This is a genomic window from Bradyrhizobium sp. USDA 4506 (assembly GCF_054058795.1).
This window is the reverse complement of record NZ_JBSSBM010000002.1, coordinates 3827280-3843992: the sequence shown is the minus strand read 5'-3', so window position 1 is coordinate 3843992 and position 16713 is coordinate 3827280. Positions and strand designations below refer to the sequence as shown.

Annotated in this window: 18 protein-coding genes; 10 read left to right on the top strand and 8 right to left on the bottom strand. The window is 66.4% G+C overall.

The features are described 5' to 3' along the window. Positions 1-117: 117 nt before the first annotated feature. The 3 genes from ACVIHF_RS20455 to murI form a co-directional block, all read right to left on the bottom strand. Positions 118-507, bottom strand: coding sequence for a cupin domain-containing protein (locus ACVIHF_RS20455; RefSeq protein WP_253607956.1), 390 nt, complete (start codon positions 505-507; stop codon positions 118-120). Between the two features lie 291 nt (positions 508-798). Further along, positions 799-1575 (bottom strand): HpcH/HpaI aldolase family protein, encoded by a 777-nt coding sequence (locus ACVIHF_RS20450; RefSeq protein ID WP_092088568.1) that lies wholly within the window; start codon positions 1573-1575, stop codon positions 799-801. A gap of 59 nt (positions 1576-1634) precedes the next feature. After that, positions 1635-2432: a glutamate racemase gene (gene murI, locus ACVIHF_RS20445; protein ID WP_057018411.1), complete on the bottom strand. Its 798-nt coding sequence runs from the start codon at positions 2430-2432 to the stop codon at positions 1635-1637. 184 nt (positions 2433-2616) lie between these two features. Between murI and ACVIHF_RS20440 the strand changes: the two genes are divergently transcribed. Then, positions 2617-3180, top strand: coding sequence for a cytochrome b (locus tag ACVIHF_RS20440; RefSeq protein WP_253607957.1), 564 nt, complete (start codon positions 2617-2619; stop codon positions 3178-3180). A gap of 138 nt (positions 3181-3318) precedes the next feature. Beyond that, entirely contained in the window at positions 3319-4341 is a 1023-nt protein-coding gene (locus ACVIHF_RS20435) for an agmatine deiminase family protein (protein ID WP_057018413.1), read from the top strand. Between the two features lie 55 nt (positions 4342-4396). Here the strand turns inward: ACVIHF_RS20435 and ACVIHF_RS20430 are convergent, their stop codons facing one another. The 3 genes from ACVIHF_RS20430 to ACVIHF_RS20420 all read right to left on the bottom strand — a co-directional run bounded on the left by ACVIHF_RS20430 (position 4397) and on the right by ACVIHF_RS20420 (position 7778). Then, a complete protein-coding gene (locus ACVIHF_RS20430) occupies positions 4397-5569 on the bottom strand; it encodes a M20 aminoacylase family protein (protein ID WP_076828489.1) in 1173 nt (390 codons plus the stop codon). 168 nt (positions 5570-5737) lie between these two features. Beyond that, on the bottom strand, positions 5738-6406 hold the full coding sequence (locus ACVIHF_RS20425) for a response regulator (RefSeq protein WP_253607959.1): 669 nt from the start codon (positions 6404-6406) through the stop codon (positions 5738-5740). Between the two features lies 1 nt (position 6407). Continuing rightward, the gene (locus ACVIHF_RS20420) at positions 6408-7778 is read right to left on the bottom strand and encodes a histidine kinase (RefSeq protein WP_076828560.1); all 1371 of its coding nucleotides are present in this window, start codon (positions 7776-7778) and stop codon (positions 6408-6410) included. A gap of 244 nt (positions 7779-8022) precedes the next feature. Here ACVIHF_RS20420 and ACVIHF_RS20415 point away from each other — a divergent pair, with 244 nt between their 5' ends. The 7 genes from ACVIHF_RS20415 (at position 8023) to ACVIHF_RS20385 (ending at position 13770) form a co-directional block, all read left to right on the top strand. Then, the gene (locus tag ACVIHF_RS20415; RefSeq protein ID WP_253607960.1) at positions 8023-8805 is read left to right on the top strand and encodes a MotA/TolQ/ExbB proton channel family protein; all 783 of its coding nucleotides are present in this window, start codon (positions 8023-8025) and stop codon (positions 8803-8805) included. After that, the gene (locus tag ACVIHF_RS20410) at positions 8802-9491 is read left to right on the top strand and encodes a hypothetical protein (protein WP_076828495.1); all 690 of its coding nucleotides are present in this window, start codon (positions 8802-8804) and stop codon (positions 9489-9491) included. Before ACVIHF_RS20415 ends, ACVIHF_RS20410 begins: the two co-directional genes overlap by 4 nt. Further along, positions 9484-10092: a hypothetical protein gene (locus ACVIHF_RS20405; protein WP_253607961.1), complete on the top strand. Its 609-nt coding sequence runs from the start codon at positions 9484-9486 to the stop codon at positions 10090-10092. The genes ACVIHF_RS20410 and ACVIHF_RS20405 overlap by 8 nt, the downstream gene beginning before the upstream one ends. 621 nt (positions 10093-10713) lie before the next feature. After that, the gene (locus tag ACVIHF_RS20400; RefSeq protein WP_016843141.1) at positions 10714-10848 is read left to right on the top strand and encodes a hypothetical protein; all 135 of its coding nucleotides are present in this window, start codon (positions 10714-10716) and stop codon (positions 10846-10848) included. Continuing rightward, positions 10845-11438 carry a TetR family transcriptional regulator gene (locus tag ACVIHF_RS20395; RefSeq protein ID WP_456780275.1) on the top strand — a complete coding sequence of 198 codons (594 nt, stop codon included), beginning with the start codon at positions 10845-10847 and terminating at the stop codon, positions 11436-11438. Before ACVIHF_RS20400 ends, ACVIHF_RS20395 begins: the two co-directional genes overlap by 4 nt. Before the next feature lie 107 nt (positions 11439-11545). Continuing rightward, positions 11546-12286: a metallophosphoesterase family protein gene (locus tag ACVIHF_RS20390; RefSeq protein ID WP_456780276.1), complete on the top strand. Its 741-nt coding sequence runs from the start codon at positions 11546-11548 to the stop codon at positions 12284-12286. Positions 12287-12291: 5 nt separating this feature from the next. Then, positions 12292-13770 (top strand): serine/threonine protein kinase, encoded by a 1479-nt coding sequence (locus ACVIHF_RS20385; RefSeq protein WP_253607963.1) that lies wholly within the window; start codon positions 12292-12294, stop codon positions 13768-13770. A gap of 13 nt (positions 13771-13783) precedes the next feature. Here the strand turns inward: ACVIHF_RS20385 and rpe are convergent, their stop codons facing one another. Next, on the bottom strand, positions 13784-14485 hold the full coding sequence (rpe, locus tag ACVIHF_RS20380; protein ID WP_028339914.1) for a ribulose-phosphate 3-epimerase: 702 nt from the start codon (positions 14483-14485) through the stop codon (positions 13784-13786). Between the two features lie 252 nt (positions 14486-14737). Between rpe and ACVIHF_RS20375 the strand changes: the two genes are divergently transcribed. Then, the gene (locus ACVIHF_RS20375) at positions 14738-15529 is read left to right on the top strand and encodes an EF-hand domain-containing protein (RefSeq protein WP_253607964.1); all 792 of its coding nucleotides are present in this window, start codon (positions 14738-14740) and stop codon (positions 15527-15529) included. 170 nt (positions 15530-15699) lie between these two features. Here the strand turns inward: ACVIHF_RS20375 and ACVIHF_RS20370 are convergent, their stop codons facing one another. Continuing rightward, a complete protein-coding gene (locus ACVIHF_RS20370) occupies positions 15700-16695 on the bottom strand; it encodes a P1 family peptidase (RefSeq protein ID WP_253607965.1) in 996 nt (331 codons plus the stop codon). Positions 16696-16713 lie beyond the last annotated feature (18 nt).

Below are 16713 nucleotides of genomic sequence, written 5' to 3'. Positions count from 1 at the left end.
GTTCGGTTCAGTTCCTTAGCAAACAGGCAAAAAATCAAAGGCCCGGCGAGCTCAAATGGTTGCTCGCCGCACCTGAAGCTCAGATGAACCAACTGGTCGGAGACCAAGGGGTTCTGCTCACGGCGCTGGTTTTGCCAACGGCTCGCCGGCCTTGACCACATAGACGCCGAGCACCTTGAGCGGCTGGTCGCCGGACGTCTTGGCGTCGTGCACCGCGCCTTCCGGGATCTGGTAGGAATCGCCCGCCTTCAGCTTCAGCGGCGGCTTGCCGTCGATCAGAAGCTCGAGCTCGCCTTCGAGCAAATAGCCGGTTTCAGCGCCGGGACGGGTGTGACGTCCCGACGCACCCCCGGCCGGAACCTCGGCGATCGCGGTGACCGTGTTGTAGCCCGGCGGAAAATCGACCTTCTGCAGCGCCGTCCGCTTGATGCCGCTCTGCTGCGCCAGCGCAGCGCCGGCACCGGCAAGGGCAATCACGGTGAGACCAAGCAGTAATTTCCTGAACATGGATTTTCTTCCCAACCCGCGAATCTCTAGCAGCGCGGAATCGCGGCGGAAAGCGGGCGATGTGTGATGTGCACTTGCGACGTTGGGATTAGTCGGTTCATCCAATAGCGCAGGTTTGCGCAGCTTATTCATGAGCTACTCAGGCGAACGAGCTGTATCGGCGACACGCATCGTTCACTCCGTCGCAGGCGCGATGCCGGAAGTTGCACCCGCGGTTCCTTCACGACGTGACTGGAACCTGCTCGCCGGCAGCTGTGAACAAGCGGAGCGCCGCGCGGCCGCGTTTGACGCCTACCGCTTGATCCCCGCGAACGCGGCCGCAATGCCGCGCTGGAACAGCGACCAGTCGAAGCCGAGCGCGAGCGCGAGGTAGCCGCGCTCGATCATCGCATTGGCCTGTTCGGCGGTGCGTGCGACGCCGCCGATCGGCACGCCGCTCTTCATGATGCCTTGTTCGGCGCGCTGCATCAGCGCGACCACTTCGGGATCGTCGGGCAGACCGCGCTTGTTGATCGAGGTGGCGAGATCGCCGGGTCCAATCACCGCGAGGTCGATGCCCGGTGTCGCCATGATCTCGTCGATGCGGTTCACGGCATCGACGTGCTCGATCGTGATCATGCAGATCATGTCGTCGTCAGCGGTCGCCATGTAGTCGTTCATCGAGACGCCCCAGCGGAACGGCGCATGGAACGGTCCCCAGAGCCGGTCGCCTTGCGGCGGATAGCGCACGCTGCGCACCGCCTTCACCGCATCGCTTGCGTTGCAGATCATCGGAAAATTGATGCCGAGCGCACCGATGTCCATCGGTGCCTTGGCGAGATGCGGCTCGTTGGCGGCGATCCGCACCATCGGCACGCAGGGCGTGCCCGAGGTCGCCACGATCATCGCATGGGCGGTGCCGAGATCGATCGGCCCGTGCTCGAGATCGACGATGATCCAGTCCAGCGACTGCGCCATGATCTGCACGGTCTGGATGCTCGGAATGGTCGCGATCGCGCCGAAGGTCGGGCGCTTGTCGCGCCACGCCTCGCGCAGGCGATTGAGCGGCGTCAGCGGGGCTGCGGTCAAATTCGGTCCTCCTTCGAAGGAGAGCAGAGGCTAGCAGCGCGTTGTGACGGCGAAAAGGATCAGGCCGGGACGCGGCCGCCGAAGAATGGCGTCAAGGCTTCCGTCAGCGCGTGCGGGCGCTTCGAGGTGAAGATCATCTCGGCGCCGGCCTGGTCGCTCTCGTGGCCGGCAGGGCCGAGCAGGTCGGCGACGCGGCGTGCGATCGCCGGCGCCGGATCGATCCAGTCGACCGGCCAGGGCGCGAGCCTCCTGAGGCGTTCCAGCAGCAGCGGATAATGCGTGCAGGCGAGCACGACGGTGTCGGTGCGGGTGGGGTCGTGGGCGCCATCGCCGACGAAGCAGGGCGCGAGCTCGGCCGCGATATCCTCGTCACGCACGCTCGCGCCGCTGAGGGCGGCCTCCGCCAGCGAGGCGAGCTCGCCGGAGCCGACCAGCGTCACCTCGCAGCCCTGCGCAAAGTCCGAGATCAGCTTGCGGGTATATTCGCGCTTCACGGTGCCCCTTGTGCCGAGCACCGACACGCGCTTCGTTTTCGACGAGGCGCAGGCCGGCTTGATCGCCGGCACGGTGCCGACGAAGGGCAAAGGATAGGCGTCGCGCAGATGCGACATGACCAGGGTGGATGCCGTATTGCAGGCGATCACGACGAGGTCGGGCGCGTGGGCCGCGATCAGCTCACCGACCAGCGGCACCACACGGGCGATGATCTCGTCCTCGCCGTGGTGGCCATAGGGGAAAAAGGCGTCGTCGGCGACATAGACGTAATGCGCGTCGGGCCGGGCGCGGACGATCTCGCGCAGCACGGTGAGGCCGCCGAGGCCGGAATCGAACACAAGGATGGTCGGGGGAGTGGACACGCGAAAACTCTATCCGAAGCAGGGTTACCATTCAGTTGTTTTTGGCTATCCGGCCGCTTCGGCCGACAAAAGGCGGTGAAGCCGGGAATTTCACATGGCCTTGACCGATAGCTGCAAGTATCACGGCAAACTATTGCTGCGACGTGTGAAATCCAAAAATGCGGCCGCAAGGGGGCCACGCGACATGATCCGCAATACCGCCGCGAGCTGGGGCTCGCTCGCCCGCGCGTTCCACTGGGTGCTCGGCATCGCCATCATCGGCATGCTGGCCTATGGCTGGTGGATGAACCACGTCCCGGCGCGGGCGGACAAGTTCTTCTACCGCTCGATCCACGCCGATATCGGCTACCTGGTGCTGCTGCTCACCGTGCTGCGGCTGGTCTGGCGCGGCGTCAACCCGACGCCGGCGCTGCCGGCCGAGATGCCCTCCTGGCAGCGGATCGCCGCCCGGGTCAGCCACGGCGCGCTCTACGCCGTCACCCTCCTGGTGGCGATGCTGGGGTGGGCGCATTCCGGCGCCCGCGCCCAGGATTATTCGAGCTTCTTCGGCCTGTTTCACGTTCCCCAGATCACCTCGCCCGACAAGGCGGCGGCGGATGCCTTTGAGGATCGCCACATCTTCTTCGCCTATGTCTTGCTGGCGCTGATCGTGCTGCACCTCGCCGCGGTCGCCCTCCACCACTTCGTCAAGCGCGACCGTGTCGCCGCGCGGATGGTGGGGACAAGCGAGGTCGACCCCGCCCGCTAGGCGGGGGCGGCCGGCTCTGTGCGTTCCAAAAATGGTCGCCCGCGCGGGGACACCTGCGCTACCCTGTGACGAACGGGGGCGGCCATCGCGGTTCGAATGCTCATGAACGATTCTGCACGACATCAAACGAACTGGCGCATGCCGGACGAGGGCGCCCCGCATGCCGCCACCTGGATGGCCTTTGGCGCCGACGTGGAGCTCTGGGGCACGAAGCTGCTTCCCGTCATCAGAAATAATCTCGCCAGCGTTGCCAAGACAATCGCGGTCTATGAGCCGGTGAAGATGCTCGTGCGCGAGGAGGACTACGACATCGCCGCGCGGCTGTGCGGTCCCTCGGTCAGCCTCGTCGTTCAACCGCTCGATGATGTGTGGCTGCGCGATACCGGACCGGTCTTCGTGACCAATCCGGCCGGGCAGCTCGGCGCCGTCGGGTTCAATTTCAACGGCTGGGGCAACAAGCCGCAACCGTATGCACGCAAGCAGCATCTATATGCACGCGATGCCAAGGTGGCAGAGCATCTGGCCGGAGCCGCGCAGGCAATCTTCTTGAAGGCCGATCTGGTGCTGGAAGGCGGCGGGATCGAGGTCGACGGCGAGGGGACGGCCATCATCACCGAGAGCTGCGTCCTCAACCCAAATCGCAATCCCGACGTCCCCAAGGCGAAATGCGAAGACGAATTGTCTCGCCTGCTCGGACTGGACAAGATCATCTGGCTACCCGGCTGTCACAACAAAGACGACATTACCGACGGCCATACCGATTTCTACGCGCGCTTCACCAGCCCGGGCGTCGTTGTCGCGGGCCTGGAGATGGATACGTCGTTCGACGATTACGAGGTGACGAGAGAACACCTGGCAATCCTGCGCAAGTCGACAGACGCAAGAGGTCGACACCTGAAGGTCGTGGAGTTGCAGGGACCGTCGACGGTCCGTCCAAAGTACGGAAACGACGACGGCTTCGCCGCCGGCTACATCAATTTCTACGTTTGCAACGGTGCCGTGATCGCGCCGGAATTCGGTGATGCGGCAGCGGACCGCAACGCGCGCGACAAGCTGCGCGACCTGTACCCGGACCGGGAAATCATCCAGCTCGATATCGACGGCATCGCCGCCGGTGGCGGCGGCATCCACTGCGTGACGCAGCAGCAGCCGCGCTTGTGAAAGCTGGCGGCCCGGTCGCGAAGCGGGCGACCGGGCCGTGGCTGCACGAGCGGCGCTAGCCCGCCGGCATCTGCTTCTCGACCAGCCGCACCCAGTAGGAGGCGCCGTGGCCGAGGATGTTGTCGTTGAACTTGTAGGCGGGGTGGTGGCACATCGGACCGTCGCCCATGCCGAGGAAGACGAACGCGCCGGGTCGCGCTTCCAGCATGAAGGCGAAATCCTCGGCGCCCATCACCGGCACCAGATTGTCGTTGACGCGGTCGGCGCCGACCACATCGCGGGCGACCTCGGCGGCGACGCCGGCCTCGCGCGCGTGGTTCAACGTCACCGGATACATGCGTCCATAATCCGTCTCGGCCGAGCCGCCATAGGCCTTGGCGATGCTGGAGGCGACCTCGCCGATCCGGCGCTCGACCAGGTCGCGCACACCGGGATCGAGCGTGCGCACGGTGCCGCCCAGCGTCACGGTCTCCGGGATCACGTTGAACGCGGTGCCGGCCTCGAACATGGTGATCGAGATGACCGCCGATTTCAGCGGGTCGACATTGCGCGATACGATCGACTGCAGCGCATTGATGATCTGGGCGCCGATCAGCACGCTGTCGACCGCCTCGTGCGGGGCGGCGCCGGCGTGGCCGCCCTTGCCGTGGACCACGATCTTCAACGTGTCTGACGAGGCCAGCATCGGGCCCGGCGTCGTCGCGAAGTAACCCTCGGGCAGGCCGGGCATGTTGTGCAGGCCGTAGACCTCCTGGATGCCCCACCGGGTCATCAGCCCGTCGTCGACCATCGCCTTGCCGCCGGCGCCGCCTTCCTCGGCGGGCTGGAAGATCACGACCGCGGTGCCGTCGAAATTGCGCGTCTCGGTGAGATATTTGGCGGCGCCGAGCAGCATTGCGGTGTGGCCGTCATGGCCGCACGCGTGCATCTTGCCGGGAATCTTCGAGGCGTAGGCGACGCCCGAGGCCTCCGCGATCGGCAGCGCGTCCATGTCGGCGCGCAGGCCGATGGTCTTTCCCGAAGTGGACTTGCGGCCGCGGATCACGCCGACCACGCCGGTGCGCCCGATCCCCGTCACCACCTCGTCGCAGCCGAACTCGCGCAGTCTGTCGGCGACGATGCCGGCGGTGCGGTGGACTTCGTAGAGCAGTTCGGGATTCTCATGGAAGTCATGGCGCCAGGCGGCCATTTCATCCGAGAGGGCGGCAACGCGATTGACGATGGGCATGGGGAGCGTCCGTTTCTTGTGAACTTTGGTGGGCGGGTCAGCGTAGCGTAACCCGCCGACTTGTCACGCGGGAATGGCGTCAGTATCCCGGATGAGCGCAAGCGATATCCGGGGATATGCACAACCAGCCCCGGGTGTCGCTGCGCTCACCCGGGCTACGGGAACGGGCTACAAATTCGCCAGCCCGCATTCGACGGCGAGGCGGACCAGCTGGGCGTCGGTCCGCATGCCGGTCTTGGCCTTGATGAGGTAGTGATAGTTCTGCACGGTCTTGGTGCTGAGGTTGAGGTTGGCGGCGATCTGCTCCTTGGTGCTGCCGGCGGCCAGCTGCCGGAGGATTTCGATCTCGCGCTCGCCGAGCTGGTCGAGCGCCGATCGGGTCGGCACCAGGCTTTCCATCGCCAGCACGCGGGCGACGTCGTCGCTCATCGCATGCTCGCCGCGCGCCACCGAGCGGATCGCCGCGATCAGCTCGGCCGGTTCGCTGCCCTTGGTGACGAAGCCACTGGCGCCGGAGCCGAATGCCGCTTTCACCTGGGCCGCCTCGCTGTGCATGCTGAAGACGAGGATGCGCGCGTCGGCGTCGCGGGCGCGGATGTTGCGGATCGCTTCCAGTCCGCTCGCACCCGGCATCGAGATATCCATCACCACCACGTCCGGCTGGTGCGACTTGAACGCGCGATAGGCACTGGCGGCGTTGTCGGCTTCGGCGACCACGTGGAAATCGTCCTGATGCTCGAGCACGCGCCGGTAGCCCTGGCGGACCACCGGATGATCGTCCACCAGCAGGATCGAGATGCCCCGAATCTTCGCCGTTGTCGTCGTCACGGTTGTCATCTCAGGCGGCGAGCGGGATCGTGGCGGCGACCGACAGGCCGCGGCTGGCGCGCGCGATCGACAGCGAGCCGCCGAGGGCGGTGACGCGTTCGCTGACGCCGGTGAGGCCGAAGCCCGCGGATTGCGCCACCTTGGCCGCATCGCCGCCGCCGTCGTCCTCGACGCGCACCAGCAGGGCGTTCTCGCTTCCGGTGCGCCGCTCGATCCGCAGCACGATCTCGCGCGCCGAGCTGTGGCGCAGCGCATTGGTCAGGCATTCCTGCGCGACGCGATAGGCGGTGGCGGCGACCGTGCCGCTGATGTCGGCAAGGTCGCCCTGCAGATCGAGCTGGATCATCGGCTGCGCCGTGCGCGACCGCCAGCTGTCGACGAGATCGACGAGGCTTGCCTCCAGCCCGAGCTCTTCGGCCGGCGGATGGCGCAGCCGGTTCAGTGTATCGCGCAGGCACGCCATGATGCGGCGCGTCGCCTGCGAGATCATCCGTGCATCCTGCGCAATTTCGGTGCCGGCGGCGTACTTGTCTCCGGCGCTTGCCTCGATCGTGTTGGCGAAGGCGAGGATCGCGGTGAGATTCTGGCCGAACTCATCGTGCAGCTCGCGCGCCAGCGTGCGGCGTTCGTCGTTGCGGATTTCGAGCAGCCGCCTGGTCAGCACCGTGCGTTCCTCCTCGGCAAGCGCGAGGCGGTCGCCGAGATCGCTGACGGCGCGCCCGATCATCGCGAGCTCCATCGAGCGGACGCGCGGCAGCGGCGTACGGTACTCGCCGTCGGCCATCCGCCGCAGCGCCGACACGATCGAGTGGGCGGGCGCCAGCGTGTGCGCGATCGCAAGCGAAGCGAGCAGCGCGATGGCGAGGGCCATCAACAGCGCGACATGGATGTTGTCGAGAATGTGCTGCCAGGCGAGCGCGATCGCGGCGTCCGGATCGGCGATGGCGCGGACGGTTCCCGCGGTCGCGGCGCGGGCGCTGATCGGCCGCTCCACGGTGGCGTGATCGCCGAGTATCATCTGCACGGTGGCCGCGAACCAGCGCGGCGGCGCCTTGCCGATCCCCTTGCTCTGGCCGCAGAGCGGCTTCTCGAAGGCGCCGGCCGGTTCGAACTGAACGCAGATCCCGGGCGCGATCAGGCCCATGGTTTCGATGGTGCGCCAGTCCGGTGCCGGCAGCAATTGCTCGCGCATCCGGTTGCTGCGCAGCAGCAATTCGCGCCAGTACAGCGCCTCGAGCGATTGCGAAACCCGCTCGGCGGATGCCTGCGTGGCACGATCGACACTGCGATAGGCGTCGATCGTGGCCCAGACGGTGGCCGCGCCGAGGCATAGCGCGACGATCACGAGCAGGCGGGCGACCAGTTGAAGCACAAGGCGCATGCGATCACTCCACGGCCAGAGCATGATCCGGAACGGAGAGAAGCGGCTGGTCATGCTCAAACGAGAGGTGCGATGCTAACAGCACCGCTGTTCCCCGCCAATCGCAAGCATGCGAAGCTATGCAGGTCGGGAAATTTGCCTGACGGAATCTGGGCAGATGTCTTTGGACGGCGCAGGCCGGCTCTGCTCTAACGGAAGGTGAGGCCCGCGCCGCGCCTCACGGAACACAGGGAGCTCACGCAGCATGGATGCCAAGGTCGACGTCGCGGCCGCATCGGCCGGCACGGACGCGGCGGAGCGCAGCGCCCTGCTGCTCTGGATGATCTTCACCGGCCTTTCGGTGTTCGCCGCATTCCTGCTGTGGCGCTACGGGCTGATCCGCCTCATGATCAGTTCCGACCGCACCTACATTTCCAGCGTCATCGCCGTCCTTTACATCGTCACCTGCATCCATTGCTTCTGGCGGACGCGGGCGATCGCGCGGGAAGGCGAGGTCGCGCGCTCCTGCCGCACCATCCTCGCCGCGCCAGATGGCGCCAAGATCCTTGCATCAGGGGCGCTCGCATCAAATGCCCGCGGCCTGCCCGGCGGGCTCGTCACCGATCACATCAAGAGCCTGGTGCAGAAGGCCGAGGCGCAGGCCAAGGGGCGCATCGACCAGACCCTGCTGCTGCGGACGCTGGCGGACCGGCTGCGCGGGTCCAACGGCTTCGGCGCCTTCGTCTCCGACACGCTGATGAAGCTCGGCCTGCTCGGCACCATCATCGGCTTCATCATCATGCTGGCGCCGATCGCTTCGCTGGATGCCGCCGACAAGGTCGCGATGAAATCGTCGATGGGCCTGATGAGCGACGGCATGGCGGTCGCGATGTACACGACGCTGGCCGGGCTGATCGGATCGATCCTGGTCCGGATCCAGTACTACATGCTCGATTCCGCGACCCAGCGGGTGTTTTCCGACGCCGTCGTGCTGACCGAGACGCACGTCACGCCGGCCCTGGAACGTCGCCTCGGTACGCCGTCATGATGGATGAGTTCGGGCTCTATCCGCGTGAGGAGCCGTTCGATCCGCTCGGCGTGATGTTGTTCAAGGCGCTGCAGGTCATCGCCTTCCTGTTCTTCCTGGCGCTGCTTGCGGTGTCGCCGGACTCCAAGGAAGGCAAGATCGAATCCAAGGCGGAGTTCATCATCACGATGGACTGGCCGGACAACCATCCTGACGATCTCGACCTGTTCGTGCAGGATCCGGCCGGCAACATCGCCTGGTACCGGCATCGCGAGGCCGGCTTCCTGACGCTCGATCGCGACGACCGCGGCGGCGCCAACGACTTCATCGTGGTCAACGGCAAAAAGATCGCATCGCCGATCCGCGAGGAGATCGTCACGCTGCGCGGCGTCGTCGCCGGCGAATACACCGTCAACGTCTCGCATTTCCAGGCGACGACCGGCCAGCCAGTGCAGGCCAATGTGAAGGTGCAGAAGCTCAATCCGACCGCGCAGGTGATCTTCGACGACAAGCTGACCGTCGATCACACCGGCGACGAGAAGACCGCGGTCAGGTTTCGTCTCGATGCCGAGGGCAAGGTGATCAACGTCGACCGGCGGCCGAAATCGCTGCTCGAGACCTTCCGCAGCAGCTGGCGCAACGGCGGCGACCTCGATCCGAACACCGGCGTCCCGAAATCCGGCGTCAGGGTGCTCCGCAATGATTAGCTTGCAGTCGGTGATCCTCACGCTTGCGGTCGCATACGCGGTGGTCGGTGCGCTGCTCTTGATCGTGCTGGTCTATGCGCGGCTGCACTGGTCGCTGAAGGCTGTCGTCATCGTCGTGACCAGCGCGTTCTATTTCGTCAGCTTCGGCGGCATGCGCGATCTGCTCGGCTGGGCGTCCGCGGAAAAATTGCCGGCGAATTTCAAGCTGCTGTCGACGCGGATCGTGGAGCCGCATTCGCTGGAGGGCGACCCCGGCTCGATCTATCTCTGGGTCGAGGAGCTTGACGAGGACAACCGGCCGAGCGCGATCCCGCGCGCTTTCCGCATTCCCTATAGCGACGCGCTGGCGGAGCAGACCCACACCGCCGAGAACGAGATCAAGGCCGGGCACCCGCAAGGCGGACGGGCGGCGGATTTCGGCGGCGGCGACGGCACCATCATGGACTTCGTCAGGGAGTACATCACGCCGAAGACGATCCTGGAGACGACCGGCGGTGATTCCACGACGGGGACGTTCGTGGCCCCGCCGGCCGGCGCGCAAGGGTCGGTGTTCACGCCGCTGCCGCCGCCCCGGATGCCGCCCAAGGACGAGCAGCGATAGCGGGATGCCTCCCCGGGAGGGTGGCACAAAAATAGGGATCGGGAATAATCAGTCAGCGGGATGGACAGTAATCATCCGGAATTCCTCAATTGCCTGAAGCGTGTACTCTTGGAGCTAACCGGGGCTAGATTTTATCCCCAAGCCATTTTTCCCGGCAAAGGGGCCGCTGCGTGAAGCGGCCCCTTTCGATTCCGGTGGCAAGGTACGGCGAGGGGCCGGCGCGTCGAGGCGGGCTCACAGCACCGTCAGGAATGCGATCGCAAGAACCATCAGCCACCCGACAATGACAAGCGAGACCACCGCGCCCGCGGTGATCTTGGCGATCTCCTTCAAGGTCACTGGCCGGTCCATGCAAGTCTCTCCCAGGTAGCCCCGAGCGAGACATAGGCGCGGATTGGCAGATCGCCCCCGCTGCTCACGGAACGTTGTAGCGCCCATCAGCCGGGGGCTTGCCCGGGAGGATCGCTGTCATTTCACAAAATATTGTCTGACAGATATTGAAATCTGTCAGCGGGATGGTGTATATACTCATCAGCCCAAGGGAGGAGGGCGCCCAGTGGCTGTTCCGGCGTTTGGCCGGCGGAGCCGGACTTAATTTGACTACCTCGAAGGACTACCTCCATGACCATAGAAATCTTTCAATTGACCGCCCAGATTCAACAGTGGCTCAATCTTCGCGTCGCCCGCCACTTGGCCGCCCAGGCCGCCAAGTTCACCCGCGGGCAGGACAGCGATAACCAGACGGTAAACGCATGAACGAGGCGGTGGTTTTGACACCCGAGCGGATCCTTGAGGCAACTGAGGATGTCTTGAGGCGCTTCGGGCTGACCAAGGCCACCGTTGTCGACGTTGCCCGCGCGCTGGATGTCAGCCACGGCAGCGTCTACCGTCACTTCCCCAGCAAAGCCTCACTGCGCGATGCCGTCGCCAAGCGCTGGCTCGACCGCGCCAACGAGCCGCTGTGCAAGATCGCAGCCGGCGATGGCCCGGCGCCGGAGCGGCTGGAGCAATGGCTGCGCACCGCCTTCACGATCAAGCAGAAGAAGGTCTGTGACGATCCCGAGATGTTCGCGACCTACCTGGCGCTGGCGCAGGACGCGCGCGAGGTGGTGGAAGCCTACAAGGACAAGCAGGTCGATCTGATCGCGAAAATCCTGTCCGACGGTGTCGCGCAGGGCGTGTTCGAGATCGACAATGTGAAGGCGACCGCGCGCGCTGTGTTCGACGCCACCATCCGCTACCATCACCCGGCGCATGCTGAGGAATGGGCCAAGCCGGAATGCCCGGGGCGGATCGATGCGCTGCTGGCCCTGCTGCTGAAGGGCCTGCGGGTCTGCAAGCCCTAGCTGAGCTTTCTGCCGACATCCCCTGACCACCTGATGCCTTTGGCCCGATTGCCGGCCCGGGGCCGCGTGTGCTTGATATCGGATAGGGATCAGCAACGCGGATCACGATGCGGCTTGCACTGTTCGCCGATATTCACGCCAACCGGCAGGGCTTCGCCGCCTGCCTCGACGCTGCGCATGCGCGCGGCGCCGAGCGGCTGATCTGCCTCGGCGATATCGTCGGCTACGGCGCCGATCCCGAATGGGCCGTCGACACGGTGATGGACCTCGTCGCGAAGGGCGCGGTCGCGGTGCGCGGCAATCATGACAATGCGATCGGCGTACCGAGCGACAGCATGAATGCCGAGGCGCAGGCCGCGATCGACTGGACCCGCGGCCGGCTCAGCGGCGAGCAGAAGGCGTTCCTCGCCGAGCTTCCGATGTCGCGGGAGGAGGACAATCGGCTCTACGTGCACTCCGAAGCTTCGGAGCCTGCGAGGTGGCGCTACGTGCGCGACACCGCCGACGCCGCGCGCAGCATGATGGCCACCGAGCTGCAGATCACGTTCTGCGGCCACATCCATCGTCCCGGCCTCTATTCGATGTCCTCGACCGCCAAGATGACGAGCTTCGTTCCGACTTCGGGCATCGCCGTTCAGTTGCTGCCGGGGCGGCGCTGGCTTGCGGTGCTCGGCTCGGTCGGCCAGCCACGCGACGGCGATCCCGCGGCGTCGTTTGCGATGTTCGATACCATAAGCCGCGAGATCACCTTTCATCGCGTGCCCTACGACGTCGCAACCGCGGCGGCGCGGATCAAGGCGAACGGCCTGCCGCACTGGCTCGCCGACCGCCTGCCGCTCGGCCGGTGACGCCGATGGCGGCGCTGGCGATGCAGGCGGGCGCCGAGATCGATGGCTTCACCATCGGCGAACGCGTGCACCGCGGCGGCATGGCGACGCTGTGGAGCGTCACCCATCCCGGCATCACCGTGCCGCTGCTGATGAAGGTGCCGCTCACCTCGGAGGGCGAGGATCCGGCCGCGATCGTCAGCTTCGAGATGGAGCAGATGATCCTGCCGCGGCTGTCGGGGCCGCACGTGCCGGCCTGTTTCGGCACCGGCGACTTCGAACGCCAGGCCTATGTCGTGATGGAGCGCATCCCCGGGCAGACGCTCTACAAGCGGCTCGGCGAGCTGCCGATGCCGTATGAGGAGGTGAGGGTGATCGGCGGCAAGGTCGCCACCGCGCTCGCCAGCCTGCACCGGCAGAACGTCATCCATCACGACATCAAGCCGAGCAGCATCATGTTCCGCGAGCGCGGCTCGGCGGTGCTGATCGATTTCGGCCTCTCGCATCACCGGCATCTGCCCGATTTGTTGCAGGAGGAGTTTCGGCTGCCTTACGGTACCGCGCCCTACATGGCGCCGGAGCGCCTGCTCGGCGTCCGCGACGATCCGCGCAGCGATCTGTTTTCGCTCGGCGTGCTGCTCTATTTCTTCACCACCGGCGTGCGCCCGTTCGGCGAGACCGAAAGCCTGCGCGGCATGCGCCGGCGGCTGTGGCGTGACCCCTATCCGCCGCGCGAGCTGAAGCCCGACTATCCGCCTTGGCTGCAGGAGATCGTGCTGCGCTGCCTGGAGATCGACCCCGCCGCGCGCTATCCGACCGCGGCGCAGCTTGCCTTCGATCTCGGCCATCCCGATCAGGTGAAGCTGACGGCGCGGGCGCAGCGGCTGCGCCGCGATCCGCTCAGCACGGTCTGGCGCCGCCGCTTCAATCTCGGCGCGGTGCCGCCGCGGCCGAAGTCCGATGTCGCGGCCCAGCTCGCCTCGAGCCCGATCGTGGCCGTCGCGCTCGATATCGGCGAGGGTGCCGAGGCACTGAACGACACCATCCGCGTCACCGCCGAGCGGGTGCTGTCGACCTCGCCGTCGGCGCGGCTCGCCTGCGTGAATGTGCTGAAGCTCAATCGCCTGGCGATCGACCGCACCCATGACGAGCAGGGCCAGAACAAGCATGTCGACCGCCTGGTGGCGCTGCAGCACTGGGCGCGGCCGTTCGGGCTCGAGGAGGGGCGGCTGACCGTGCATGTGCTGGAGGCGATCGATCCCGCCGCCGCGATCCTGGAATTCGCCGCGGTCAACCTGGTCGACCACATCATCATCGGCGCGCGGCAGAACTCGCTGCGGCGCGCGCTGCTCGGCAGCGTGTCCGCCAGGGTCGCGGGGGAAGCGCCGTGCACGGTGACCGTGGTGCGGCCGTCGCGGCTGGCGTCGCAAGCGGACGACGGCGAGGGCGATGAGGCGGCGGAGCAAGCGGCGAATGCCGCGGCCACGCCGCCCGCAGTGTTCTAGCTCCCCCGGATCATCAGATCGCTTCGCCGCGTGCCTCGGCCGCCGCATGGCGGATCGCGGCGATGTTGGTCTTGTAAGCCTCGACCGTGCCGCCCTTGAACACGGCGGATCCCGCGACAAAGGCGTTGGCGCCGGCGGCCGCGAGCTGGCCCGCGACGTCGGGTGCAACGCCGCCGTCGACCTCGATGTCGATCGGGCGGCCCGCGACCATCGCCCTGACATCGCTGATCTTGCCGATCGCCGAGCGGATGAAGGCCTGGCCGCCGAAGCCGGGATTGACCGACATGACCAGCACGAGGTCGATCAGGTCGAGCACATATTCGATCGCGCTCGCCGGCGTTGCCGGATTGAGCGAGACGCCGGCCTTCTTGCCGAGCGCGCGGATCGCCTGCAGCGAGCGGTGCAAATGCGGGCCGGCCTCGGCATGCACCGTGATGTGGTCGCAGCCCGCCTTGGCGAACGCTTCCAGGTAGGGATCGCAGGGCGAGATCATCAAATGGGCGTCGAAGATCTTTTTGGTGTGCGGCCGCATCGCCTTGATGACGTCGGGGCCGTAGGAGATGTTCGGCACAAAGTGTCCGTCCATCACGTCGAGATGGATCCAGTCGGCGCCGGCCTGGTCGACGGCGCGGACCTCCTCGCCGAGCTTTGAGAAATCCGACGCCAGGATCGACGGAGCGATAACGAGGGGACGCGGGGTGAATGACTGAGTCATGTCAGCTGTTCCGGAAGACTTCAGGGGGCGACGGGTGAGTCCGCCTAACATGCGGACGCGTGGCGGGCAATGCGAGCGGACGGCGCTCTGCGACCGGAAAATTCTTCCGCCGGCGGCAGCTCTTGCCGGGTGCGCGGAACCCGCTTCGAAGTGGGAACGCCTGGTTTTACTGGGTTTTTGCCATGGCACGCCCTTTGCTCAGCCACTGACCAGCGTTAGAGCCGCCAGGCGCGGCCCTGTTGGAGTATTGCCATGCTGTTCGCCCTTGGCGCTGCGTCGTCGGCCATTGACCTCTTGAGCTCGCTGATGTCGTCGAAGTCGACGACCCAGACCGGCGGCTCCAGTCAGGGGACTAAGACCACCGGCCTGTTCGCCCCCTCGACCGGTACATCGACGTCGACAGGCAGCAGCACCGGTACCGGCTCGGGCAGCGGCTCTCCGCAGATCTCGCCGCTGACGATGGGCGCGCTGATTTCCGCGCAAAGCCAGTCCCAGACCGCGGTTTCAAACAGCCCGACGGCGGCCAGCCGCTCGGATGCGCTCAAGGACCTGTTCTCGCAGATCGATGCCGACGGCAACGGCAAGATCACCCAGTCGGAATTCGAGAACGCGCTCGGCGCCGGCGGCACCAACACGGCGCAGGCCGACGACGTGTTCTCCAAGCTCGACAGCAATGGCGACGGTAACGTCAGCCTCGACGAGATGTCCCAGGCCTTGCAGGGCCACAAGGGCGGCGGCCATCATCGCCATCACATGGCCAGCGGCTCGACCGACGGATCCGGCTCCGGCGCGGGCGGATCGAGCTCCGATCCCTTGATGCAGGCGCTCGACGGTGCGACCTCGACGTCGGTGACCAACAGCGACGGCTCGACCACGACGACGACGACCTATGCCGACGGCTCGAAGGTGGCGATGACGACGCCGGCCGCATCCTCCGCGACCCTCAACGCGGCCTCGTCCTACAATATCGTCGAGCAGCTGATCCAGCGCCAGGCGAAGGCGATCTCGGCGCAGGACTTCGCTGCGATTTCGGTCAGGGCCTAAGGCGAATTTGCTACTAGCCGTCATTGCGAGGAGCTCGGCGACAAAATTGCAAAGCAATTTTGCGCTGAAGCGACGAAGCAATCCATGTCTCCGCAAGCGGCGAGATGGATTTGGATTGCTTCGCTTCGCTCGCAATGACGAAGGCGGCGCCGGGCTGTAAAACCCTTCGCCTAACCGAACCGATCGTGCCAGCTCGGCAGCGCGCCGGCGAATGGCAACGCGGTCGCTGAATGGACGCCGCGGGCGATGGCGCGCGCCACGGTGTTGGCGGCGAGCGCACCGAGCCTGGTGAGGCCGAACAGCGGATCGATCGGCTTGGCGCCGGTCGCGGCGGCAAACACCACGTCGCCATCGAGCGGGGCGTGCACCGGATAGATCGCGCGCGCCATGCCGGTCTGCGCGATCATCGCAAGCCGCCGCGCCTGCGGCTTCGTCAGCTGCGCATCGGTCACCACGACGACGAGGGTGGTGTTCTCGGCGGCGCTGGCGTCGGCGCCGCCCTTCAGCCGCGCCTTCAGCATGTCCGGCGTGAACGAGGGCGGCAGGCCGCGCCCGCCGAATTCGCCGCCGACCTCGAATGGCGCCGCCCAGAACCAGGGGCCGCTGCCGACCGTGACGCTGCCGACCGCGTTGACCACCGCGAGCGCCGCGACCGTCACGCCGTCGTCGGTCATATCGGACGCCGAGCCGAGGCCGCCCTTCAGGTTGGCCGTGGTCGCGCCCATGCCGGCGCCGACGCTGCCGAGCTCGAAGTCATCGGAGGCGGCATTGGCCGCCGCGTAGCCGAGGTCGCGATAGGGCGGAAAGCGTCCCCACGCCTTGTTGCCGCCGTTGAGCAGGTCGAAGCAGATCGCGCCCGGCACGATCGGGATCACCGCGTCGCGGATGCGGAAGCCGCGGCCGCGCTCGGCGAGCCAGGCCTGCACGCCGCCGGCGGCGTCGAGCCCGTGCGCCGAGCCGCCGGACAGCGCGATGGCGTCGATTGCCTCGACGACGTTGTGCGGCGAAAGCAGCGCTTCCTCGCGGGTGCCCGGACCCCCGCCGCGGACATCGATCGAGGCGACCGCCGGCCGCTCGAACAGGATGGCGGTGACGCCGGAGGCGACTGTGGGATCGTCGGCATGGCCGACGGCAACGCCGGCAATATCGGTGAGAAGGTTTTTCACGATGGGTCCATCCGCCTG

What these genes read in the sequence shown, in the direction of transcription:
- ACVIHF_RS20375 (WP_253607964.1), top strand. Translation starts at nt 14,738, where the DNA reads ATGCTGTTCGCCCTTGGCGCTGCGTCGTCGGCCATTGACCTCTTGAGC.
- ACVIHF_RS20425 (WP_253607959.1), bottom strand. Translation starts at nt 6,406, where the DNA reads ATGACAACCGTGACGACGACAACGGCGAAGATTCGGGGCATCTCGATC.
- rpe (WP_028339914.1), bottom strand. Translation starts at nt 14,485, where the DNA reads ATGACTCAGTCATTCACCCCGCGTCCCCTCGTTATCGCTCCGTCGATC.
- ACVIHF_RS20390 (WP_456780276.1), top strand. Translation starts at nt 11,546, where the DNA reads ATGCGGCTTGCACTGTTCGCCGATATTCACGCCAACCGGCAGGGCTTC.
- ACVIHF_RS20435 (WP_057018413.1), top strand. Translation starts at nt 3,319, where the DNA reads ATGCCGGACGAGGGCGCCCCGCATGCCGCCACCTGGATGGCCTTTGGC.
- ACVIHF_RS20430 (WP_076828489.1), bottom strand. Translation starts at nt 5,569, where the DNA reads ATGCCCATCGTCAATCGCGTTGCCGCCCTCTCGGATGAAATGGCCGCC.
- ACVIHF_RS20385 (WP_253607963.1), top strand. Translation starts at nt 12,292, where the DNA reads ATGGCGGCGCTGGCGATGCAGGCGGGCGCCGAGATCGATGGCTTCACC.
- ACVIHF_RS20405 (WP_253607961.1), top strand. Translation starts at nt 9,484, where the DNA reads ATGATTAGCTTGCAGTCGGTGATCCTCACGCTTGCGGTCGCATACGCG.
- ACVIHF_RS20455 (WP_253607956.1), bottom strand. Translation starts at nt 507, where the DNA reads ATGTTCAGGAAATTACTGCTTGGTCTCACCGTGATTGCCCTTGCCGGT.
- ACVIHF_RS20415 (WP_253607960.1), top strand. Translation starts at nt 8,023, where the DNA reads ATGGATGCCAAGGTCGACGTCGCGGCCGCATCGGCCGGCACGGACGCG.
- ACVIHF_RS20395 (WP_456780275.1), top strand. Translation starts at nt 10,845, where the DNA reads ATGAACGAGGCGGTGGTTTTGACACCCGAGCGGATCCTTGAGGCAACT.
- ACVIHF_RS20400 (WP_016843141.1), top strand. Translation starts at nt 10,714, where the DNA reads ATGACCATAGAAATCTTTCAATTGACCGCCCAGATTCAACAGTGGCTC.
- ACVIHF_RS20410 (WP_076828495.1), top strand. Translation starts at nt 8,802, where the DNA reads ATGATGGATGAGTTCGGGCTCTATCCGCGTGAGGAGCCGTTCGATCCG.
- ACVIHF_RS20440 (WP_253607957.1), top strand. Translation starts at nt 2,617, where the DNA reads ATGATCCGCAATACCGCCGCGAGCTGGGGCTCGCTCGCCCGCGCGTTC.
- ACVIHF_RS20420 (WP_076828560.1), bottom strand. Translation starts at nt 7,778, where the DNA reads ATGCGCCTTGTGCTTCAACTGGTCGCCCGCCTGCTCGTGATCGTCGCG.